We start from the raw sequence: 20,737 nt of genomic DNA on the forward strand, positions 1-20,737 counted from the left end.
AAATTTCTGGGGCTGTGCCGACTCATGCAAGCTCTCCGGCCGGGCGTCGCCCGGCTTTTGCGCATCCTTTCACCGCGCATTTCACTTCTTGGCACTCTTGTTGCAAATACCTCTGCATAGCGCCGCTAGCGTCAAAAAGCGGGCAGTGGAGGATGTGATGAGCCAGGGTGTCGAATTCAATCGCTTGATGCTGGAAATGCGTTCCATGCAGGCTGAGGCCATGGCGCGTCATAAACCTGCTGCCAGCGAGCCAGCGCCGGGTGCGCCGAGCTTCTCGGATATGCTCGGGCAGGCGGTGAACAAGGTCAACGAGACCCAGCAGGCTTCCAACAAGCTCGCCACTGCGTTCGAGATGGGACAGAGCGGGGTCGATCTGACCGACGTGATGATCGCCTCGCAGAAGGCCGGCGTATCCTTCCAAGCCATGACCCAGGTGCGTAACAAGCTGGTCCAGGCCTATCAAGACATCATGCAGATGCCGGTCTAGAACCTATGCAAAATCTGCTGCGCGTCGGGTCTGCCGCGTTAAAAACAGACTCAAAATGCTCATTTACAGCTTGTAAACTCCGCTTTTTCGCCTGTTTTTGCCTTGCATACCTCTAGCTCGCAAGATTTTGAACAGGTTCTGAGGATTGATTAATGGCTGAAGCAGCAGTAGCAAACGTACCGGCCAAGGCCGAAGCAGGAGCGCCCAAGAAGCCTCTGCTGGGCCTTAGCTTCCTGGAAAATCTCGCCGAAATGTCGGTGCTGCGTCAGCTCGGCCTGCTGGTCGGTCTGGCGGCCAGCGTGGCCATTGGCTTTGCCGTGGTGCTCTGGTCGCAGCAGCCGGATTACCGTCCGCTCTATGGCAGCCTCAACGGTATGGATGCTACCCAGGTGGTCGAGACCCTGAGCGCATCCGGTATCGACTACACCATCGAACCCAACTCCGGTGCGCTGCTGGTCAAGGCCGACGATCTGGCGCGCGCGCGCCTGCGCCTGGCCGCCGCTGGCGTGGCGCCGACCGACAACAGCGTTGGTTTCGAAATTCTCGACCGCGAGCAGGGCCTGGGCACCAGTCAGTTCATGGAAGCGACCCGTTACCGCCGTGGCCTGGAAGGCGAACTGGCGCGTACGGTTGCCAGCCTCAATAACGTCAAGGCTGCGCGCGTGCATCTGGCCATGCCCAAGGCGTCGGTCTTCGTGCGCGACGAGCGCAAACCGTCCGCCTCCGTTCTGGTCGAGCTTTACCCCGGGCGCGGGCTGGAACCCAGTCAGGTGATGGCGATCGTCAATCTGGTGGCGACCAGCGTTCCCGAGCTGGACAAGGGGCAGGTCACCGTGGTCGATCAGAAGGGCAACCTGCTTTCCGATCAGCAGGAGCTGTCCGAGCTGACCATGGCGGGCAAGCAGTTCGATTACACCCGTCGCATGGAAGGGCTGTTCACTCAGCGCGTGCACAACATCCTGCAGCCGGTGCTGGGCACCGGTCGCTACAAGGCCGAAGTTTCGGCTGATGTGGATTTCAGCTCGGTGGAGTCCACCTCCGAGATGTTCAACCCAGATCAGCCGGCGCTGCGCAGCGAGCAACAGGTCAACGAGCAGCGTCAGAGCAGCCTGCCGCCGCAAGGTGTGCCCGGCGCGCTGTCCAATCAACCGCCTGGCCCGGCTGCCGCTCCCGAGCAGGCTGCTGGCGCCGCTGCGCCGGCCGGCCCTGTTGCCGCTGGTCAGCCACTGGTCGATGCCAATGGCCAGCAGATCATGGACCCGGCCACCGGCCAGCCGATGCTGGCGCCGTACCCGGCGGACAAGCGCGAGCAGTCCACCCGCAACTTCGAGCTGGACCGTTCCATCAGCTACACCCGCCAGCAGCAGGGGCGCCTGCGCCGCCTGTCGGTCGCGGTGGTTGTGGACGATCAGGTGCGCGTCGATCCGGCCACCGGCGAAACCAGCCGGGTGCCGTGGAGCACTGATGACCTGGCGCGTTTCACTCGTCTGGTACAGGACTCGGTGGGCTTCGATGCCAGCCGTGGCGATAGCGTCAGTGTTATTAACACCCCGTTCAGTGCCGAGCGTGAGGTAGCCATCGATCTGCCGTGGTATGAGAGTGAGCTGTTCGGCATGGTCATGGGCTTGCTCAAGCAGTTGGTCCCGGCCCTGATGATTTTCCTGCTGGTGTGGTTCGTGCTGCGCCCGGTGATGAAGAACATTAGCGGCGGTAACAAGGAGTTGTCCGAGCGTGATGTTGAGCTTGGTCCAATGGCCGGCCTGGATGGTGAGCTGTCCGATGATCGCGTCAGCCTCGGCGGGCCGCAGAGCATACTGCTGCCAAGCCCGAGTGAGGGGTATGATGCGCAACTGAACGCTATCAAGAGTCTGGTGGCGGAAGATCCTGGCCGCGTAGCCCAGGTCGTGAAAGAGTGGATCAACGCCGATGAATGACAATCGTACCGCTACCAAACTGACCAAGGTCGACAAGGCCGCGATTCTCCTGCTTTCGCTGGGCGAGACCGATGCCGCGCAGGTGCTGCGCCATCTCGGCCCGAAGGAAGTGCAGCGCGTCGGCGTCGCCATGGCCGGCATGCGCAACATCCACCGCGAGCAGGTCGAGCAGGTGATGGGCGAGTTCGTCGAGATCGTCGGCGATCAGACCAGCCTGGGCGTCGGCTCCGACGGTTACATCCGCAAGATGCTCACTGCCGCACTGGGCGAGGACAAGGCCGGCAACCTGATCGACCGCATCCTCCTTGGCGGCAGCACCAGCGGCTTGGACAGCCTGAAGTGGATGGAGCCGCGCGCCGTTGCCGATGTGATTCGCTACGAGCACCCGCAGATCCAGGCCATCGTCGTCGCCTACCTCGACCCCGATCAGGCCGGCGAGGTGCTCAGCCATTTCGATCACAAGGTGCGCCTGGACATCATCCTGCGCGTGTCCTCGCTCAACACCGTGCAGCCGTCTGCGCTCAAGGAACTCAACCAGATTCTCGAGAAGCAGTTCTCCGGCAGTGCCAACACCACGCGCGCCACCATGGGTGGCGTCAAGCGCGCGGCGGACATCATGAACTTCCTCGACAGCTCGGTCGAAGGCCAGCTCATGGACTCGATCCGCGAAGTGGACGAAGACCTGTCGACGCAGATCGAGGACCTCATGTTCGTCTTCGACAACCTGGCCGACGTCGACGACCGCGGTATCCAGGCGCTGATGCGCGAAGTCTCGTCCGAAGTGCTGGTGCTGGCGCTCAAGGGCGCCGACGATGCGATCAAGGACAAGGTATTCAAGAACATGTCCAAGCGCGCGGCCGAGTTGCTGCGCGACGACCTGGAAGCCAAGGGGCCGGTGCGCGTCAGCGATGTGGAAGCCGCGCAGAAGGAAATTCTCACCATTGCCCGGCGCATGGCCGAAGCCGGGGAGATCGTGCTCGGCGGCAAGGGTGGCGAGGAGATGGTCTAAACCATGGCCAAGGAGCCTGAGAGCGAGCTGATTCGCGCCAAGGACCTGGGCATTGTCGACCGTTGGGCACTGCCCAGCTTCGACGAGCCTGGTGCGGAGCCGGCCGAAGCCGAAGAGGCTGGCGACGAGCAGGCGCCGCAGCCTGCCGCTGAAGTCAAGGCGGAAGATGCCGGGCAGGTCGAAGAGGTCGCCATCGAGGATGTCAAACCGCTGACGCTCGACGAGCTCGAAGCCATTCGCCAGGATGCCTACAACGAAGGCTTCGCCACTGGCGAGAAGGACGGTTTCCATGCCGGCCAGATCAAGGCCAAGCAGGAGGCCGACGCGGCCCTGGCGGTGAAGGTCGGCAACCTGGAAAGGCTGATGACGCAACTGCTCGATCCTATCGCCGAGCAGGATGCACAGATGGAAGTGGCCATGGTGCGCCTGGTCAGCCACATGGTGCATGAGGTGATTCAGCGTGAGCTGAAAACCGACTCCAGCCAGATTCGTCAGGTCCTGCGTGAGGCGCTCAAGCTGCTGCCCATGGGCGCGGACAACGTGCGCATTCACGTCAACCCGCAGGACTTCGAGACGATCAAGGCGCTGCGCGAGCGTCACGAGGAAAGCTGGCGCATCCTCGAAGACGACAGCCTGCTGCCCGGCGGTTGCCGCATCGAGTCGGAACACAGCCAGATCGACGCCAGTGTCGAGACACGCATGGCGCAGGCGCTCAAGCAACTGTTCGAGCAGCAGCGCGCGCAGGCCACTCAGCCGCCGGAGGCGGACCTCAACCTGGACCTGGACAGCCAAGATGCGCCTTGATCGCGTGAGCTTCGCCCGGCGTCTGGAGGGTTACAGCGATGCGATCAGCCTGCCCAGCCAGCCCATACTCGAAGGTCGTCTGCTGCGCATGGTCGGCCTCACCCTGGAGGCCGAAGGGCTGCGTGCGGCCGTTGGCAGCCGCTGCCTGGTGGTCAACGACGACAGCTACCACCCGGTTCAGGTCGAGGCCGAGGTGATGGGCTTTTCCGGCGGCAAGATCTACCTGATGCCCGTGGGCAGCCTGGCCGGCATTGCCCCCGGCGCGCGCGTGGTACCGCTGCCCGATGCCGGGCGCCTGCCCATGGGCATGACCATGCTCGGCCGGGTGCTCGATGGCGCTGGCCGTGCACTGGACGGCAAGGGCGGGATGAAGGCCGAGGATTGGGTGCCGATGGATGGCCCGACCATCAACCCGCTCAATCGCGACCCCATCAGCCAGCCGCTGGACGTCGGCATTCGTTCGATCAATGGCCTGCTTACCGTCGGGCGTGGTCAGCGTCTGGGCCTGTTCGCCGGCACCGGTGTCGGCAAGTCGGTACTGCTGGGCATGATGACGCGCTTTACCGAGGCCGAGATCATCGTCGTCGGCCTGATCGGCGAGCGTGGCCGTGAGGTCAAGGAATTCATCGACGAGATTCTTGGCGAAGAGGGCATCAAGCGCTCCGTGGTCGTCGCCTCGCCGGCCGACGATGCACCGCTGATGCGCCTGCGCGCCGCTCAGTACTGCACACGCATCGCCGAATATTTCCGTGACAAGGGCAAGAACGTCCTGCTGCTGATGGATTCGCTGACCCGCTACGCCCAGGCGCAGCGTGAAATCGCCCTGGCCATCGGTGAGCCGCCGGCGACCAAGGGTTATCCGCCCTCGGTGTTCGCCAAATTGCCGAAACTGGTCGAGCGCGCCGGTAACGCCGAGGCTGGCGGTGGTTCGATCACCGCGTTCTACACCGTGCTGAGTGAAGGGGACGACCAGCAGGACCCCATCGCCGATGCGGCGCGTGGTGTGCTCGATGGCCACTTCGTGCTGTCCCGGCGACTGGCCGAGGAAGGGCATTATCCGGCGATCGATATCGAATCCTCCATCAGTCGGGTCATGCCGCAGGTGGTGCCGCCGGAGCAGCTGCGCCAGGCGCAGCGCTTCAAGCAGCTGTGGTCACGCTATCAGCAGAGCCGCGATCTGATCAGCGTCGGTGCCTATGTCCCGGGTGGCGACGCCGATACCGACCTGGCCATCGCACGGCAACCGGCCATGGCCCAGTACCTGCGTCAGGGCCTGGACGAAAGCGTGGGCATGGCGCAAAGCCGCGAGCAATTGGCAGGTGTACTGGGGCAATGATGGCGCCGAGGCCGTACCGCCCCCAGGTTCTTGAGGCGTGGCCTCGATGAGCCTCAACCGCGCCAAGCGCCTGCAACCTGTCGTCGATATGGCGCAAAAGGCCGAACGCGAGGCGGCGCGCCAGCTCGGGCACTGTCAGGGCCTGGTTGGCCAAGCCGAGGCCAAGTTGGGTGAGCTGGAGCGTTTTCGCGGTGATTACCAGCAGCAGTGGATCAGCGAGGGTAGTAAGGGCGTTTCCGGCCAGTGGCTGATGAACTACCAGCGTTTCTTGTCGCAGTTGGAGACGGCGGTTGGCCAACAGCAGCAGAGCCTGGAGTGGCACCGCGCCAACCTGGAGAAGGTGCGTGCCGTATGGCAGCAGCGCTATGCGCGTCTCGAGGGGCTGCGCAAGCTGGTGCAGCGCTATATCGACGAAGCCCGCTTGGCCGAGGACAAGCGCGAACAAAAACTGCTCGACGAGCTGGCGCAGCGGCTGATCGATCGGGGCGAGTCCTGATTAAAGTTGTTTCGTTGCCTGCCAAATGCTAAACCTTCAGTCGTGAACCGCCCTATCCGGCAAAGTCTCGACAAAGGAGTAGACATGGCCATCACCTCGCAGCCGTCGGCGGACGGGCAAGAGCTGACCATCGTGATTCGAGGGCGCTTCGACTTCGCCTCCCACCAGGAATTTCGTGACGCCTACGAGCGCGTCAACGTGACGCCCAGGCGCTATCAGGTCGACCTGCGCGACACCAGTTATCTGGATAGCTCGGCGCTGGGCATGCTGCTGCTGCTGCGCGACCACGCGGGCGGCGATGCCGCGCAGATCCGTCTGCTCAACTGCAGCAGTGACGTGCGCAAGATTCTCGCCATTTCCAACTTCGAGCAGCTGTTTCAGATCAGCTGAGCATGGCCGACCGTCTTGCGATCCTGATCGCCGAGGACAACGCGGCTGATCGCATGCTGTTGTCCACCATCGTCAGCCGCCAGGGCCACCGTGTGCTCACGGCAAGCAATGGGCTGGAGGCGGTCGCCCTGTTCGAGCAGGAGCGCCCGCAGCTGGTGCTGATGGATGCCCTGATGCCGGTGATGGATGGTTTCGAGGCCGCCCGCAGGATCAAGCTGCAGGCCGGCGATGCGCTGGTGCCGATCATCTTTCTCACCTCGCTCACCGAGAACGAGGCGCTGGTGCAATGTCTGGAGGCTGGTGGCGACGACTTTCTCGCCAAGCCCTACAACCGAGTGATACTCGAAGCCAAGATCGGTGCGATGGACCGCCTGCGCCGCCTGCAAGACACGGTGTTGCAGCAGCGCGACCTGATCGCCCGGCACAACGAACACCTGCTGCGCGAGCAGCGCGTGGCCAAGGCGGTATTCGACAAGGTCGCCCACTCCGGCTGCCTGGATGCACCGAACATCCGCTACATGCAGTCGCCCTATGCGCTGTTCAATGGTGACCTGCTGCTGGCGGCCTATAAGCCCTCCGGCGGCATGCATGTGATGCTCGGCGACTTCACCGGCCATGGTCTGCCGGCGGCCATCGGCGCCATGCCGCTGGCCGAGGTGTTCTACGGCATGACCGCCAAGGGGCATGCGCTGGCCGAAATCCTGCGCGAGATCAACGCCAAGCTCAAGCGCATCCTGCCGGTTGGGGTTTTTTGCTGCGCCACCTTGCTCAACATCAGCAGCAAGCGTGGGCTGCTCGAAGTGTGGAATGGCGGGTTGCCGGATGGTTATCTGCTGCATGCCGACGGCCGCCCGCGTCAGCCCTTGGTATCACGCCATCTGCCGCTCGGCATCCTCGAGCCTGCGGCGTTCAGTGCTCGTTGCGAAGTCTATCCGCTGGCACCGGGAGATCGCATCTTCCTCTTCAGCGACGGGGTGCTCGAGGCCAGCGATAAGCAGGGGCAGCTATTCGGCGAGGAGCGCCTGCTCAGGCTGTTGGACGCCAATCGTCAGCCGCAAGCCTTGTTCGAAGAAATCCAGCAGGCCTTGGCGGCGTTTCGCGGCGAGCAGCAGGACGATGTCAGCCTGATCCAGGTCGGGCTCGCCGAAGATGACGAGCACCCACGGCCGCTGGCCTTTGCCGACAGCGGCCAGAGCAATGTCATGGATTGGTCGGCCAGTTTCGAATTTCGCGCGCTGAGCCTGCGCCATTTCAATCCCTTGCCGTTCTTGTTGCAGTTGCTGCTGGACGTACAGGCGCTGCGCCCGCGTGGCGGCGAGCTGTACACGGTACTCGCCGAGCTGTACTCCAACGCGCTGGAGCACGGCGTGATGGGCCTGGATTCCTCGCTCAAGCAGGATGCCAGCGGGTTCGCCGAGTACTACCGGGAGCGGCGCCAGCGCCTGGCGTCATTGCGCGATGGCTATGTGCGCTTTCACCTGCAGATGTTGCCGGAGGGAAATGGCGGCCGCCTTATCGTCGGGGTGGAGGACAGCGGGCCTGGTTTCGATCCGGCCAGGCTCATGGCCACCCGGGAAGACGCACTGTGCGGGCGCGGCCTGGCGTTGGTCCGAGAACTGAGCGACGGCTTTGCCTTCGGCCCCGACGGACGGGGCGTCAGCGTGGAGTTTTGCTGGGCCGCTGAGGCATAATCCGCACCTTGATGTTCAGGGAGTGACCCGGTGTCCGATATCCATCTCGACGATGCCGTCCTGGTAGCCTTGCAGGATGTCATGGAAGACGAATACCCGATTCTGCTCGATACCTTCGTTGCCGATTCCGAGGAGCGTTTGCGTCTGTTGCAGCAGGCCCAGGCCGACGGCGACGCGCAGGCTCTGCGTCTGGCCGCACACAGCTTCAAGGGCAGTTGCAGCAACATGGGCGCCGTACTGCTGGCCGGCCTGTGCAAGGAACTGGAGGATGCCGGGCGGCGCGAGGCGCTGGAGTCGGCTCCGGCGCTGATCGAGCAGATCGAACGCGAGTTCGCCATCGTCCGCATTCTGTTCAAGTCCGAGCGTCAGCGTTACCGCGCCTGACGGCTTTTCAGGAGTTGGCCCGCCCTTTGCTCTGATACCGTCACGACCCATTAGACGGAGAGCGTCCATGTCCGCGTTGCCCGACCTACGCCTGCAGGCTACGCCTGAGGTGAAGAGCAAAGCGAAGCCGCCGGCCAAAGCGCCGGAACCCAGCAAGAACGGTGCTTCCAGCTTTGCCGAGGTGTATGCCAAGGAGCGTCAGGCCAAGCCTGGCGAGCGCGCTGGCAGCCCCGATAAACCCACTCAGGAGCCGAAGCCCGCAGCGCCTGGTGCAGAGACCGATGCCGCCTCGCCTGCCGCTGAACAGACTGCGGTTGCCGCCCCCGGCAATAGTTTGCCGACCGAGGCGGGCGCCGAAGATGAGCTCGATCCGCTCCTGGCGATGGCGCTCGGCGGCATCCAGCCTCAGGTAGACGAGGCGGCGCTAACCGAAGAGTCGCCGGATATGCCGGCGCTGGTGATTACCGGCGCTGGCACCGCGGCCGCCGACAATGGCGAGCCCGTGCTGGATGAAGAGGCCATGGACCCGCTGGCGCTGCTCAAGCAACCAGCCGAGCAGGCGAGCAAGGCGCAAACCCCGCAGGATGCCGCGAACAAGAGCGCCAGGATCGCCAGCAGTACTGACTTTGCCGCCGCCATGGCGGCCATGGGCAAGGGTGACGAGTCGGCGGAGAGCGGCGAAGAGTCGCTGTTGGACCTGCCGCTTGAAGGCCAGGCCAAGGACGTGCTGGAGAGTCTCAAGGACAGCGTTGCGCCCAATCGCCCGGATCAGTTCGTCAGCAAACTCAACGCCCTGACCCAGGCCCTCAATCATCAGGCTGGCGCCACGCAGCGGCTGCCGCTGGTGCCCGGGCAGCCGGTGGCCATGCAGCAGGGCGGTTGGAGCGAGGCGGTGGTGGATCGCGTCATGTGGCTGTCCAGCCAGAACCTCAAGTCGGCCGAGATCCAGCTCGATCCAGCCGAGCTGGGGCGCCTCGAGGTGCGCGTGAACCTGTCCCAGGACCAGGCCCAGGTGACTTTCGCCAGCCCCAATGCGGGCGTGCGTGAGGCGCTGGAAGGGCAGATGCATCGCCTACGTGAGCTGTTCGCCCAGCAAGGCATGAACCTGGCCGATGCCAACGTTTCCGATCAGTCGCTCAACCGCGGCTGGCAGGGGCAGGGCGAGGGTGGTCGCGGCGGCTCCGGCTCGCGTGACGGCCTGCTTGCCGGCGAAGAGCTGCAGCCCGGCGCTCAACAGGAGGTGCGCAGCGACCGATTGAGCGCGGGCCGTGGTCTGGTCGATTACTACGCGTGAAAGGCGCCTCGCGCATGTTCCTGGCGACTTTCTGACGTAACGGATAGCGCTGCGTCGCGCGAAGCAATGCCTGATGATCGGTATTCCTCCGCTAGACTTGCATTTGCCCGGGTTGCCGAAAGGTGCCCGGGCGAATGCATTTTGGGGTGACAGCAGGCAGCTGGCGCTGTTAAATCCGCAGCCCAGAGTTAGACAAGCCTGCTCATATGCTGGCATAACACTTGCTCCGAACCCTTTGAATGCGGAAAGAACCCAGGCACTGACGGATTATTGGCATGGCTAAGAAAGAAGCGGCATCGACTGCCGATGGACAACCCGCCGGCAAGAGCAAGCTCAAGCTCATCATCCTGATCGTGGTGGGGTTGCTCCTGGCCGTTGGTCTTTCCATTGGCGGTACCTGGTTCATTCTCAGCAAGGGCGACAAGCATGAGGAGGCCAAGCCTGAAGAGGCAGCCGCCGCTGCGCCTGTCCGTCAGCCGGCCCTTTACCAGGACCTGATGCCGGCCTTCGTGGTCAATTTCAATTACCAGAACCGTACCCGCTATCTGCAGGTGAGCATGGCCCTGATGAGCCGCGATGCCGCCGGGATGGCGAAGCTCAAGGTGCATATGCCGGTGCTGCGCAACCGCCTGGTGATGCTGCTCTCCGGGCAGGATTTCGCCGCGCTGCAAACGCCGCTGGGCAAGGAGATGCTCCTGCAGCAGGCGCTGGCCAGCGTGCAGGAGTTGGCGCAGAAGGAAACCGGCAGCACCGTGGTCGAGCAGGTGCTGTTCACCAATTTCGTATTGCAGTAGCGGGAGCCGAAGATGGCCGTGCAAGACCTGCTTTCCCAGGACGAGATCGATGCGCTGTTGCATGGCGTCGATGACGGCCTGGTAGAAACCGAGGACGCCGCGGAGCCGGGTAGCGTCAAGCAATATGACCTGACCAGTCAGGATCGTATCGTTCGCGGGCGCATGCCCACCCTGGAGATGATCAACGAGCGTTTCGCCCGTTACACCCGCATCAGCATGTTCAACCTGCTGCGCCGCTCGGCCGATGTCGCCGTCGGTGGTGTGCAGGTGATGAAGTTCGGCGAATACGTGCATTCGCTCTACGTGCCCACCAGTCTCAACCTGGTGAAGATGAAGCCGTTGCGTGGCACCGGCCTGTTCATTCTCGACGCCAAGCTGGTGTTCAAGCTGGTGGACAACTTCTTCGGCGGCGACGGGCGCCACGCCAAGATCGAGGGCCGTGAGTTCACCCCCACCGAGCTGCGTGTGGTGCGTATGGTGCTCGACCAGGCCTTCGTCGACATGCGTGAGGCCTGGCACGCGGTGATGGATATCAACTTCGAGTACGTCAACTCCGAGGTCAACCCGGCGCTGGCCAATATCGTCAGCCCCAGCGAGGTGGTGGTGGTGTCCACCTTCCATATCGAACTGGATGGCGGCGGTGGTGACCTGCACATCACCATGCCGTATTCGATGATCGAGCCGATCCGCGAGATGCTCGATGCCGGCTTCCAGTCCGATGTCGACGATCAGGACGAGCGCTGGATCAAGGCCCTGCGCGAAGACATCCTCGATGTCAGCGTACCGCTGGCCGCCACGGTGGCACGTCGTCAATTGAAGCTGCGCGACATCCTGCACATGCAGCCGGGCGATGTGATCCCGGTGGAGCTGCCGGAGAACGTGATCATGCGTGCCAATGGCGTGCCGACGTTCAAGGTCAAGCTGGGCGCGCACAAGGGCAATCTGGCCCTGCAGGTGCTCGAACCAATCGAACGCCAGCGCTGAGGCGCTGGAACTCCGTAGGGTCAACAGGCCCGAGGCAAACGAATAGCTGGAGCCAGGCGAGGAAAGACGATGGCAGACGAAGAAAACACTTCCCCAGAGGAACAGGCGCTGGCCGACGAATGGGCCGCAGCGCTGGCCGAGGCAGGCGATGCAGGTCAGGACGATATCGATGCGATGCTCGCCGGGCAGGCCGCAGCGCAGCCGGCGGCCCCGCGGGCGCCGATGGAAGAGTTCGGCAGCGCACCGGTGCCCAGTAACCTGCCCGCCAACCTGGACGGGCCGAATCTGGACGTGATTCTGGATATTCCGGTGTCCATCTCCATGGAGGTGGGCAACACCGATATCACCATCCGCAACCTGCTGCAGCTCAACCAGGGCTCGGTGATCGAGCTTGATCGCCTGGCTGGCGAGCCGCTCGACGTGCTGGTCAATGGCACGCTGATCGCTCATGGTGAAGTGGTGGTGGTCAACGAGAAGTTCGGCATCCGCCTGACGGACGTGATCAGCCCCAGCGAACGTATCAAGAAGCTGCGCTGATCATGGCTCGACTCTTCGCGTTGTTGCTTGCGCTGCCGGGGCTGACGCTGGCCGCCGAGCCTGCGGGCAAGGCCGCCACGCCCATGGCCGGTAGCGATGTGGCCGGTCAGCTTGGCCAGTTGCTGCTGGGGTTGCTGCTGGTCATCGGTCTGATTTTCGTCCTGGCCTGGCTGCTGCGCCGCGTGCAGCAGCTGGCGCCGCGTGGCGGGCAGGTGATCAAGCTGCTGGCCACGCAACCGCTGGGGCCTCGTGATCGCCTGGTGCTGGTGCAGGTGGGCAACGAGCAGATTCTGCTGGGCCTGTCCGCCGGGCGTATCGCGCCCTTGCACGTGCTCAAGGAGCCTGTGCATCTGGCCGATGCCGAGCCGGCCACACCGGAATTCGCCCAGCGCCTGATGGAACTGCTGGGCAAGGATCAGAAGGACAAATCCTGATGCTGCGCTTGTTGCTGGTGCTGGTGTTGAGCCTGGCCGCTTCACTGGCGTTCGCCGAAGACCCGCCCGGTGCCGGCTCGCTGATTCAGCAGGGCAACAGCCCGCTATCGGTCCCGGCGATCACCCTGACGACGGACGCGGAAGGCCAGCAGGAGTACTCGGTCAGCCTGCAGATCCTGCTGATCATGACGGCGCTGAGCTTCATCCCGGCGTTCGTCATGCTGATGACCAGCTTCACCCGGATCATCATCGTCTTCTCCATCCTGCGCCAGGCGCTGGGCCTGCAGCAGACGCCGTCGAACCAGATACTCGTCGGTCTGGCGCTGTTTCTGACGATGTTCATCATGGCGCCGATTTTCGACCGGATTAACACCGACGCACTGCAGCCCTATCTCAACGAGGAGATCGTTGCGCAGGAGGCGCTCACCCGCGCAGAGGGGCCGATCCGTGACTTCATGCTGGCGCAGACCCGCGAGAGCGACCTGGCCCTGTTCGTGCGTCTGTCCAAGCGTACCGACCTGGCGGGGGTAGAGGACGTGCCGCTGACCATCCTGGTGCCGGCCTTCGTTACCTCCGAGCTGAAGACCGCGTTCCAGATCGGCTTCATGATCTTCATTCCCTTTCTGATCATCGATATGGTGGTGGCCAGTATTCTCATGGCGATGGGTATGATGATGCTGTCACCTTTGATCATCTCCCTGCCGTTCAAGATCATGCTGTTCGTTTTGGTTGACGGCTGGGCGCTGATCATGGGCACCCTGGCCGCCAGTTTCGGCACGATATAGCGAGGCCTTCGATGACTCCCGAGGTGGCGGTTGACCTGTTTCGCGAAGCGCTGTGGCTGATCGTGCTGATCGTCGGCCTGGCGGTGGTGCCGAGCCTGGTGGTCGGTCTGATCGTGGCCATGTTCCAGGCCGCTACGCAGATCAACGAACAGACCTTGAGCTTTTTGCCGCGTCTGATGGTGATGCTGATCACCCTGATCTGGGCCGGCCCGTGGCTGGTGAGCCAGCTGATGGAGTACACCCAGACGCTGATCCAGAACATTCCGTACCTCATAGGTTGAGGGCAGGGCACGATGCTGGAGTTGAGCAACGAGCAGATCAGCGGCTGGGTCGGCCAGTTCCTGCTGCCGTTGTTTCGTATCGCCGCGATGCTGATGGTGATGCCGATCATCGGTACCCAGCTGGTGCCGACGCGTGTGCGGCTCTACCTGGCCCTGGCCATCAGCGTGGTGCTGGTGCCGAGCCTGCCACCGATGCCGCAGGTCGACGCGCTGAGCCTGCGCAGCCTGCTGATGATTCTCGAACAGGTGCTGATCGGGGTCATGTTCGGTTTTATCCTCCAGTTGTTCTTTCACGTCTTCAGCGTTGCCGGGCAGATCATCGCCATGCAGATGGGCCTGGGCTTCGCTTCCATGGTCGATCCTACCAACGGCGTGTCGGTGCCGGTGCTCGGCCAGTTCATGCTGATGCTGGTGACGCTGCTGTTCCTGGCGATCAATGGGCATCTGGTGGTGCTGGAAATCCTCGCCGAAAGCTTCGTCAGCCTGCCGCCGGGGCAGGGCATGATGGTCAATCACTACTGGACATTGGCCGGCAAGCTGAGCTGGGTGATCGGTGCCGGGCTACTGCTGACATTACCCATGGTCACTGCGCTGCTGGTGATCAACCTGGCGTTCGGCGTCATGACCCGGGCCGCGCCGCAGCTGAACATCTTTTCCATCGGCTTCCCCCTGACCCTGGCCATGGGCCTGGTGATTTTCTGGGTGGGGCTCTCCGATTTCGGCAACCTGTTTCAGGCGCTGGCCAGCGAAGCCCTGCAGCAGTTGGGCGAATTCGCCTTGACGCGATGAGGGGCGAGCATGGCTGAGAGCGAGAGCGGCGCCGACAAGAGCGAGGAACCCACAGGCAAGCGACTTGAAGAGTCGCGCAAGAAGGGCCAGATCGCTCGCTCCAAGGAGCTCAATACCCTGGCGGTGACCCTCACCGGCACCGTGGCCCTGATCATCTTCGGCGCCTACATGGGCAATGTGCTGATGGATATCATGCGTGGCAATTTCAGCCTGCCGCGTGACGTGTTGATGAGCGAACGCAGCATGGCGCTGTATCTGCTGGCCTCCGGCAAGGAGGCACTGGTAGCGGTGCAGCCATTCTTGATCGCGTTGCTGATCGCGTCCATCGCCGGCCCGGTCGCCCTGGGCGGCTGGCTGTTTTCCGCCGAAGCGCTGCAACCCAAGGCCAGCCGGATGAATCCGCTGGCGGGGCTCAAGCGTATGTTCTCGGTTCAGGCCCTGGTCGAGCTGGTCAAGGCGCTGGCCAAATTCCTGGTGATTCTCGCGGTGGCGCTGGTGGTGCTTGCCGTGGATCAGGACGATTTGCTGGCGATCGCCAACGAACCGGTCGAGCCGGCGATTCTGCACAGCCTCACGGTGGTCGGCTGGAGCGCGTTCTGGTTGTCCTGTGGGCTGATCCTGATCGCCGCCGCGGATGTGCCGTTCCAGCTGTGGAGTCACAAGCAGAAGCTGATGATGACCAAGCAGGAAGTGCGCGACGAATACAAGGACACCGAGGGCAAGCCCGAGGTCAAGGGGCGTATTCGTCAGCTGCAGCGCGAGATGGCCGAACGCCGGATGATGCAGGCCGTGCCGCAGGCCGACGTGGTGATCACCAACCCGACGCACTTCGCCGTGGCGCTCAAGTACGACCCGGAGAAGGGGGGCGCGCCGATGTTGCTGGCCAAGGGCGGCGACTTCCTGGCGTTGAAGATCCGCGAGATTGCCCAAGAACATCAGGTGATGGTGCTGGAGTCGCCGGCGCTGTCGCGGGCCGTGTACTACTCCACCGAGTTGGACCAGGAAATTCCTGCCGGCCTGTACCTGGCAGTCGCCCAGGTTCTGGCTTACGTCTATCAGTTGCGCCAGTACCGCGCCGGCAAGGGCAAACGCCCTGGACCGCTACCGGATCTGCCGATCCCTGCGGACCTGCGTCGCGACGAATAGAGGCATCTGCTGGCGGCTGGGCCGCAACGGAGGTTGGTAACCTGGATGAAATCCGGGATAGGTCCAGCCAACCCCGGATTGCGTCCGGGCTGCGAAACTTGAGCATCTTCTGAGCGACCGGCTCATTTCTGGAACGCTTCTTGCCAATACCCCTTTCAGGACGCACTTTCGCGTCAAAAGATTGAATGGCTCGAGGTAGGGACGTGGCAGTAGATCGCGCACAGTTAATCGGTGATGTCCGCAGCAATCTGGCGGGCTTGCGTCACGGCAACCTGGGTATTCCCTTGCTGCTGCTGGTCATGCTCGGCATGGTCATGCTGCCGATCCCGGCGTTTCTGCTCGACGTGCTGTTCACCTTCAGCATTGCGCTGTCGATCGTCGTGCTGCTGGTCAGTATCTATGCGCTGCGCCCGCTCGACTTCGCGGTGTTTCCCACCATCCTGCTGGCTGCGACGCTGCTGCGCCTGGCGCTGAACGTGGCCTCGACGCGCGTCGTGTTGCTCAATGGTCATGATGGCCATGGGGCCGCTGGCCAGGTGATCCAGGCGTTCGGTGAGGTGGTGATCGGCGGCAACTACGTCGTCGGTATCGTGGTGTTCGCCATTTTGATGATCATCAACTTCGTGGTGGTCACCAAGGGTGCCGGGCGTATTTCCGAGGTGAGTGCGCGCTTTACCCTCGACGCCATGCCTGGCAAGCAGATGGCCATCGACGCCGACCTCAACGCCGGTCTGATCGATCAGGCTGAAGCCAAGAAGCGCCGCTCGGAAGTAGCCCAGGAAGCAGACTTCTACGGCTCGATGGACGGTGCCAGCAAGTTCGTTCGTGGCGATGCCATCGCCGGCCTGCTGATCCTGTTCATCAACCTCATCGGTGGTATCGCCATCGGCGTGCTGCAGCACCAACTGGCCTTTTCCGACGCCGGCAAGGTCTACACCCTGCTGACCATCGGTGACGGCCTGGTGGCGCAGATTCCTTCCCTGTTGCTGTCCACCGCGGCTGCGGTGATGGTGACCCGCGTTTCCACCTCCGAGGACATGGGCGCCCAGGTCAACCGGCAGATGTTCGCCTCGCCGCGCGCTCTGGCCGTGGCTGCGGCGATCATGATTGCCATGGGCCTGGTGCCGGGCATGCCGCATTTCTCCTTTATCAGCCTGGGCCTGGTGGCCGCCGGTGGCGCCTACTGGATCGCCCATCGCCAGCGCAAGATCAAGGAGGAAGAGGTCAAGGAGGTTCAGCGTCAGCAGGAGCTGATTCCGGCGCAGAAGGCGCAGGAGGTCAAGGAGCTGGGTTGGGACGACGTGACGCCGGTCGATATGGTCGGCCTGGAAGTCGGCTATCGCCTGATCCCGTTGGTCGATCGTAACCAGGGCGGCCAGTTGCTGGCGCGGATCAAGGGCGTACGCAAGAAGCTGTCCCAGGAGATGGGCTTTCTCATGCCGTCGGTACACATCCGCGACAATCTTGACCTGGCGCCCAATGCCTATCGTTTGACGCTCATGGGCGTCAGCGTCGCCGAAGCCGAGGTCTACCCGGACCGCGAGCTGGCGATCAACCCCGGCCAGGTGTTCGGCCCGCTCAATGGCATCGCCGCCAAAGATCCGGCGTTCGGTCTGGAAGCGGTGTGGATCGACCCCAGCCAGCGCGACCAGGCGCAATCGCTGGGTTACACCGTGGTCGATGCCAGCACCGTGGTCGCTACCCACTTGAATCAGATCCTGCACAAGCATGCCCACGAGCTGCTCGGGCATGAGGAAGTGCAGCAGCTCATGCAGCTGCTGGCCAAGAGCTCGCCGAAGCTGGCCGAAGAGCTGGTGCCGGGGCTGGTGTCGCTGTCGACGCTGCTCAAGGTGTTGCAGGCGCTGCTGCAGGAACAGGTACCGGTGCGCGACATCCGCACCATCGCCGAGGCCATCGCCAACGTTGCACCCAAGAGTCAAGATCCCGCCGCCATGGTCGCTGCCGTTCGCGTGTCGCTGGCTCGCGCAATCGTGCAAAGCATTGTGGGACTAGAGCCGGAGCTGCCTGTGATCACCCTTGAGCCAAGGTTGGAACAGATTTTGCTGAACAGTCTGCAGAAGGCCGGTCAGGGCAGCGAGGATGGCATCCTCCTCGAACCTGGCATGGCCGAGAAGCTGCAGCGTTCCTTGGTGGAAGCGGCGCAGCGCCAGGAAATGCTCGGCAAGCCGGTGATTCTGCTGGTGGCCGGGCCGGTCCGGGCGATGCTGTCGCGCTTCGCGCGGCTGGCGGTACCCAGCATGCACGTGCTGGCGTACCAGGAAATTCCGGACAACAAGCAGGTCACCATAGTCGCTACGGTTGGCCAGAACTGAGGTAAAGGGTCATGCAGGTCAAACGCTTCTTCGCCGCCGATATGCGGACCGCCATGAAACTGGTGCGTGACGAATTGGGCGCCGATGCCTCGATCATCGGCAATCGTCGCGTTGTCGGCGGCGTTGAGTTGACTGCTGCGCTGGATTACCAGGCGCCTGTCCCGGTGCGCCCGAACCCGGCGCTGGAGGCCGAGCTGCGCAAGACCCAGGCACGCATTGCCAGTGCTCATGCCGAGCTGACCGCCGGGCCTGAACAGGACGCGGGCAAGGACCGTCAACTCTTTGCCAATGAGTCGTTGCTGGCGCCCGAGCTGCCGGCGACTCCGGTCAAGCCGCAGCGTCCGGTCGAGGTCGCTGCGCCTGCGGCGCCGGCCGTCGATCCGCGTGCGCTGGATGCCATGCGCTTCGAACTCAACGGCCTGCGCGAGCTGATCGAGGTGCAGCTGGGCTCCATCGCCTGGGGCCAATTGCAGAATCGCCGTCCGCAGCAGGCCAACCTGTGGCGTCGCCTGCAGCGTATGGGGCTGTCTGCCGAATTGTCGCAGGCGCTGCTGGGCAAGGTTGCTGGCGTGGCCGAGCCGCGTCAGGCCTGGCGCATGTTGCTGGCGCATCTGGCGCATGCGATCCAGACGCCCAAGGTCGAGCCGCTGGAAGAGGGCGGGGTGATCGCCCTGGTCGGCCCCGCCGGCATGGGCAAGACCACTACGCTGGCCAAGCTGGCCGCACGCTATGTGCTTAAGTACGGCGCGCAGCAGGTCGCTCTGGTTAGCATGGACAGCTTTCGTATCGGCGCGCAGGAGCAACTCAAGACCCTGGGGCGTATCCTGGGTGTGTCGGTGACCCAGATCGATCCCGGTCAGTCTCTGTTGCAGGCCCTGGCGCCGCTGGCCAAGAAACGCGTGGTGCTGGTCGATACCGCAGGCCTGCCGGCTAACGATCCGGCGCTGCGTCTGCAACTGGAGAGCCTGGCCTCGGCACGCATCAAGGCGAAGAATTATCTGGTACTGGCGGCAACCAGTCAGAGCCAAGTGCTCAAGGCCGCCTACCATAGTTATAAGCGTTGTGGCCTCGCAGGCTGCATACTGACGAAACTGGACGAAGCTGCGAGCCTGGGTGAGGTTTTGGGTCTGGCTATCGGCCAGCAACTGCCGGTAGCCTATGTGACGGACGGGCCGCGGATCCCTGACGATCTGCAAGTGCCGCGCAGCCATCAGCTGGTCAGCCGTGCCGTAGGGCTGCAGGCGGCAGAGGAACCGAGTGAAGACGCCATGGCGCAGATGTTCGCCGGCCTTTACCACAACCCGGCGCAGCGGGCCGGCTGAAACAGCGAGATGTTGCACCCTCCCGCGCAGTTGGCGCGGGAGTGAACGGCCTGATGGCCAAGTCGAAGTTAGACAAGGTGTAAAGAGAACATGGGTATGCATCCCGTACAGGTGATCGCGGTGACCGGCGGCAAAGGTGGCGTCGGCAAGACCAATGTGTCGGTGAATCTGTCCATGGCCCTGGCCGATCTCGGCCGCCGGGTGATGCTGATGGACGCCGACCTGGGCCTGGCCAATGTCGACGTGCTGCTGGGTTTGGCGCCCAAGCGCACGCTGGCCGATGTCATCGCGGGCGAATGCGATCTGCGTGATGTCCTGCTGCAGGGGCCGGGGGGCATCCGTATCGTGCCGGCCGCGTCCGGTACGCAGAGCATGGTCAGCCTCACCCCGATGCAGCACGCCGGCCTGATCCAGGCGTTCAGCGATATCAGCGAAAATCTTGACGTGCTGGTGATCGACACCGCCGCCGGTATCGGCGATGCGGTGGTCAGCTTCGTTCGCGCGGCGCAGGAGATCCTCGTGGTGGTATGCGACGAGCCCACTTCGATCACCGACGCCTACGCGCTGATCAAGTTGCTCAACCGCGATCACGGCATCAGCCGCTTCCGCGTCCTGGCCAACATGGCGCATAGCCCGCAGGAAGGACGCAATCTCTTTGCTAAGCTGACCAAGGTGACGGATCGCTTCCTTGACGTCGCCCTGCAGTACGTTGGCGCCGTGCCCTACGATGAGTGTGTGCGTAAAGCCGTGCAGAAACAGCGCGCAGTCTATGAAGCCTTCCCTCGATCCAAGTGCGCTCTGGCGTTCAAGGCGATAGCTCAGAAGGTTGACACCTGGCCGCTGCCGGCCAATCCCCGTGGCCATCTGGAGTTTTTCGTCGAGCGTCTGGTGCAGCAACCGACCGCAGACTCGGCTGTATGACAGCAGCCTCTGGACTTCGCATGTACAACAAGGCTCAGGCGCAGGACTCCCAGCACCAGTTGATCGAGCGTTATGCTCCGCTGGTCAAGCGTATCGCCTACCACCTGCTGGCACGCCTGCCAGCCAGTGTGCAGGTCGATGATCTCATCCAGGCCGGCATGATCGGCCTGCTCGAAGCCTCGCGTAAATATGACTCTGGCAAAGGTGCCAGTTTCGAGACCTTCGCGGGCATTCGCATTCGCGGCTCCATGCTCGATGAGGTGCGCAAGGGCGATTGGGCGCCGCGTTCGGTGCACCGCAACAGCCGCATGGTCAGCGATGCCATTCGCGCCGTTGAGGCCAGAACCGGGCGCGACGCTAACCATCAGGAGGTTGCGGCCGAACTCCGATTGAGTCTGGAAGCTTAATACGGCATTCTTGTCGACTCCTTGTGCAGGCGTCTGTTCCGCTTCGACGAACTATCGCATGACGGCGTGCCTGGCGGGTTGCGCGAACCCGCCGTACGAAGAAACCTCCACCCTTCGCGGGCCCTCCAACCCGAACGGCTCCCGGCGCCCCCGCCAGATACCCTCCCCGCGCTGCAGGG

The 20,737-nt window shown here is 63.3% G+C and carries 21 protein-coding genes and 1 pseudogene; all 22 read left to right on the forward strand.

All coding sequences use genetic code 11. The features are described from left to right. Positions 1–157: 157 nt before the first annotated feature. Entirely contained in the window at positions 158–487 is a 330-nt protein-coding gene (gene fliE, locus B3P22_RS10520; protein WP_296270947.1) for a flagellar hook-basal body complex protein FliE, read from the forward strand. A 152-nt stretch (positions 488–639) separates the two neighbouring features. After that, a complete protein-coding gene (fliF, locus tag B3P22_RS10525; RefSeq protein WP_296270948.1) occupies positions 640–2,421 on the forward strand; it encodes a flagellar basal-body MS-ring/collar protein FliF in 1,782 nt (593 codons plus the stop codon). Beyond that, a complete protein-coding gene (gene fliG, locus B3P22_RS10530) occupies positions 2,414–3,430 on the forward strand; it encodes a flagellar motor switch protein FliG (RefSeq protein WP_296270949.1) in 1,017 nt (338 codons plus the stop codon). The genes fliF and fliG overlap by 8 nt, the downstream gene beginning before the upstream one ends. 3 nt (positions 3,431–3,433) lie before the next feature. Further along, complete coding sequence (fliH, locus tag B3P22_RS10535; RefSeq protein ID WP_296270950.1) at positions 3,434–4,234, forward strand: flagellar assembly protein FliH; 801 nt, start codon at positions 3,434–3,436, stop codon at positions 4,232–4,234. After that, positions 4,224–5,570, forward strand: a complete 1,347-nt coding sequence (fliI, locus tag B3P22_RS10540; RefSeq protein WP_296270951.1) for a flagellar protein export ATPase FliI — start codon at positions 4,224–4,226, stop codon at positions 5,568–5,570. Before fliH ends, fliI begins: the two co-directional genes overlap by 11 nt. A gap of 46 nt (positions 5,571–5,616) precedes the next feature. Further along, positions 5,617–6,066 carry a flagellar export protein FliJ gene (gene fliJ, locus B3P22_RS10545; protein WP_296270952.1) on the forward strand — a complete coding sequence of 150 codons (450 nt, stop codon included), beginning with the start codon at positions 5,617–5,619 and terminating at the stop codon, positions 6,064–6,066. Positions 6,067–6,150: 84 nt separating this feature from the next. Next, a complete protein-coding gene (locus B3P22_RS10550; protein WP_296270953.1) occupies positions 6,151–6,456 on the forward strand; it encodes an STAS domain-containing protein in 306 nt (101 codons plus the stop codon). Positions 6,457–6,458: 2 nt separating this feature from the next. After that, positions 6,459–8,147, forward strand: a complete 1,689-nt coding sequence (locus B3P22_RS10555) for a fused response regulator/phosphatase (protein ID WP_296270954.1) — start codon at positions 6,459–6,461, stop codon at positions 8,145–8,147. A gap of 30 nt (positions 8,148–8,177) precedes the next feature. Next, positions 8,178–8,531 (forward strand): Hpt domain-containing protein, encoded by a 354-nt coding sequence (locus B3P22_RS10560; protein ID WP_296270955.1) that lies wholly within the window; start codon positions 8,178–8,180, stop codon positions 8,529–8,531. A gap of 67 nt (positions 8,532–8,598) precedes the next feature. Further along, positions 8,599–9,825 carry a flagellar hook-length control protein FliK gene (locus tag B3P22_RS10565; RefSeq protein ID WP_296270956.1) on the forward strand — a complete coding sequence of 409 codons (1,227 nt, stop codon included), beginning with the start codon at positions 8,599–8,601 and terminating at the stop codon, positions 9,823–9,825. 275 nt (positions 9,826–10,100) lie between these two features. Then, entirely contained in the window at positions 10,101–10,619 is a 519-nt protein-coding gene (gene fliL, locus B3P22_RS10570; RefSeq protein ID WP_296270957.1) for a flagellar basal body-associated protein FliL, read from the forward strand. Positions 10,620–10,631: 12 nt separating this feature from the next. Then, positions 10,632–11,603 (forward strand): flagellar motor switch protein FliM, encoded by a 972-nt coding sequence (gene fliM / locus B3P22_RS10575; protein ID WP_197858197.1) that lies wholly within the window; start codon positions 10,632–10,634, stop codon positions 11,601–11,603. A 69-nt stretch (positions 11,604–11,672) separates the two neighbouring features. Then, complete coding sequence (gene fliN, locus B3P22_RS10580) at positions 11,673–12,140, forward strand: flagellar motor switch protein FliN (protein WP_197858198.1); 468 nt, start codon at positions 11,673–11,675, stop codon at positions 12,138–12,140. A 2-nt stretch (positions 12,141–12,142) separates the two neighbouring features. After that, the gene (gene fliO, locus B3P22_RS10585) at positions 12,143–12,574 is read left to right on the forward strand and encodes a flagellar biosynthetic protein FliO (protein WP_197858199.1); all 432 of its coding nucleotides are present in this window, start codon (positions 12,143–12,145) and stop codon (positions 12,572–12,574) included. After that, positions 12,574–13,359 carry a flagellar type III secretion system pore protein FliP gene (gene fliP, locus B3P22_RS10590; RefSeq protein ID WP_197858200.1) on the forward strand — a complete coding sequence of 262 codons (786 nt, stop codon included), beginning with the start codon at positions 12,574–12,576 and terminating at the stop codon, positions 13,357–13,359. Before fliO ends, fliP begins: the two co-directional genes overlap by 1 nt. Before the next feature lie 11 nt (positions 13,360–13,370). Next, a complete protein-coding gene (fliQ, locus tag B3P22_RS10595; RefSeq protein WP_013714993.1) occupies positions 13,371–13,640 on the forward strand; it encodes a flagellar biosynthesis protein FliQ in 270 nt (89 codons plus the stop codon). A gap of 12 nt (positions 13,641–13,652) precedes the next feature. Further along, complete coding sequence (gene fliR / locus B3P22_RS10600) at positions 13,653–14,429, forward strand: flagellar biosynthetic protein FliR (RefSeq protein WP_197858201.1); 777 nt, start codon at positions 13,653–13,655, stop codon at positions 14,427–14,429. Positions 14,430–14,438: 9 nt separating this feature from the next. Beyond that, the gene (flhB, locus tag B3P22_RS10605) at positions 14,439–15,575 is read left to right on the forward strand and encodes a flagellar biosynthesis protein FlhB (RefSeq protein WP_197858202.1); all 1,137 of its coding nucleotides are present in this window, start codon (positions 14,439–14,441) and stop codon (positions 15,573–15,575) included. A 185-nt stretch (positions 15,576–15,760) separates the two neighbouring features. Further along, positions 15,761–17,908 carry a flagellar biosynthesis protein FlhA gene (flhA, locus tag B3P22_RS10610; protein WP_296270958.1) on the forward strand — a complete coding sequence of 716 codons (2,148 nt, stop codon included), beginning with the start codon at positions 15,761–15,763 and terminating at the stop codon, positions 17,906–17,908. Between the two features lie 11 nt (positions 17,909–17,919). Continuing rightward, on the forward strand, positions 17,920–19,230 hold the full coding sequence (gene flhF, locus B3P22_RS10615) for a flagellar biosynthesis protein FlhF (protein ID WP_296270959.1): 1,311 nt from the start codon (positions 17,920–17,922) through the stop codon (positions 19,228–19,230). 90 nt (positions 19,231–19,320) lie between these two features. Next, entirely contained in the window at positions 19,321–20,151 is an 831-nt protein-coding gene (gene fleN, locus B3P22_RS10620; protein WP_197858205.1) for a flagellar synthesis regulator FleN, read from the forward strand. Then, positions 20,148–20,737: pseudogene (gene fliA, locus B3P22_RS10625) on the forward strand (RNA polymerase sigma factor FliA); the annotation flags it as partial. The gene fleN and the pseudogene fliA, both read left to right, overlap by 4 nt.

It is taken from the genome of Pseudomonas sp. UBA6323 (assembly GCF_002439135.1).
Lineage (GTDB): Bacteria > Pseudomonadota > Gammaproteobacteria > Pseudomonadales > Pseudomonadaceae > Aquipseudomonas.

Coding starts and splice junctions, on each gene's coding strand:
- fliE (WP_296270947.1), top strand. CDS start 158: ATGAGCCAGGGTGTCGAATTCAATCGCTTGATGCTGGAAATGCGTTCC.
- fliF (WP_296270948.1), top strand. CDS start 640: ATGGCTGAAGCAGCAGTAGCAAACGTACCGGCCAAGGCCGAAGCAGGA.
- fliG (WP_296270949.1), top strand. CDS start 2,414: ATGAATGACAATCGTACCGCTACCAAACTGACCAAGGTCGACAAGGCC.
- fliH (WP_296270950.1), top strand. CDS start 3,434: ATGGCCAAGGAGCCTGAGAGCGAGCTGATTCGCGCCAAGGACCTGGGC.
- fliI (WP_296270951.1), top strand. CDS start 4,224: ATGCGCCTTGATCGCGTGAGCTTCGCCCGGCGTCTGGAGGGTTACAGC.
- fliJ (WP_296270952.1), top strand. CDS start 5,617: ATGAGCCTCAACCGCGCCAAGCGCCTGCAACCTGTCGTCGATATGGCG.
- B3P22_RS10550 (WP_296270953.1), top strand. CDS start 6,151: ATGGCCATCACCTCGCAGCCGTCGGCGGACGGGCAAGAGCTGACCATC.
- B3P22_RS10555 (WP_296270954.1), top strand. CDS start 6,459: ATGGCCGACCGTCTTGCGATCCTGATCGCCGAGGACAACGCGGCTGAT.
- B3P22_RS10565 (WP_296270956.1), top strand. CDS start 8,599: ATGTCCGCGTTGCCCGACCTACGCCTGCAGGCTACGCCTGAGGTGAAG.
- fliL (WP_296270957.1), top strand. CDS start 10,101: ATGGCTAAGAAAGAAGCGGCATCGACTGCCGATGGACAACCCGCCGGC.
- fliM (WP_197858197.1), top strand. CDS start 10,632: ATGGCCGTGCAAGACCTGCTTTCCCAGGACGAGATCGATGCGCTGTTG.
- fliN (WP_197858198.1), top strand. CDS start 11,673: ATGGCAGACGAAGAAAACACTTCCCCAGAGGAACAGGCGCTGGCCGAC.
- fliO (WP_197858199.1), top strand. CDS start 12,143: ATGGCTCGACTCTTCGCGTTGTTGCTTGCGCTGCCGGGGCTGACGCTG.
- fliP (WP_197858200.1), top strand. CDS start 12,574: ATGCTGCGCTTGTTGCTGGTGCTGGTGTTGAGCCTGGCCGCTTCACTG.
- fliQ (WP_013714993.1), top strand. CDS start 13,371: ATGACTCCCGAGGTGGCGGTTGACCTGTTTCGCGAAGCGCTGTGGCTG.
- fliR (WP_197858201.1), top strand. CDS start 13,653: ATGCTGGAGTTGAGCAACGAGCAGATCAGCGGCTGGGTCGGCCAGTTC.
- flhB (WP_197858202.1), top strand. CDS start 14,439: ATGGCTGAGAGCGAGAGCGGCGCCGACAAGAGCGAGGAACCCACAGGC.
- flhA (WP_296270958.1), top strand. CDS start 15,761: ATGGCTCGAGGTAGGGACGTGGCAGTAGATCGCGCACAGTTAATCGGT.
- flhF (WP_296270959.1), top strand. CDS start 17,920: ATGCAGGTCAAACGCTTCTTCGCCGCCGATATGCGGACCGCCATGAAA.
- fleN (WP_197858205.1), top strand. CDS start 19,321: ATGGGTATGCATCCCGTACAGGTGATCGCGGTGACCGGCGGCAAAGGT.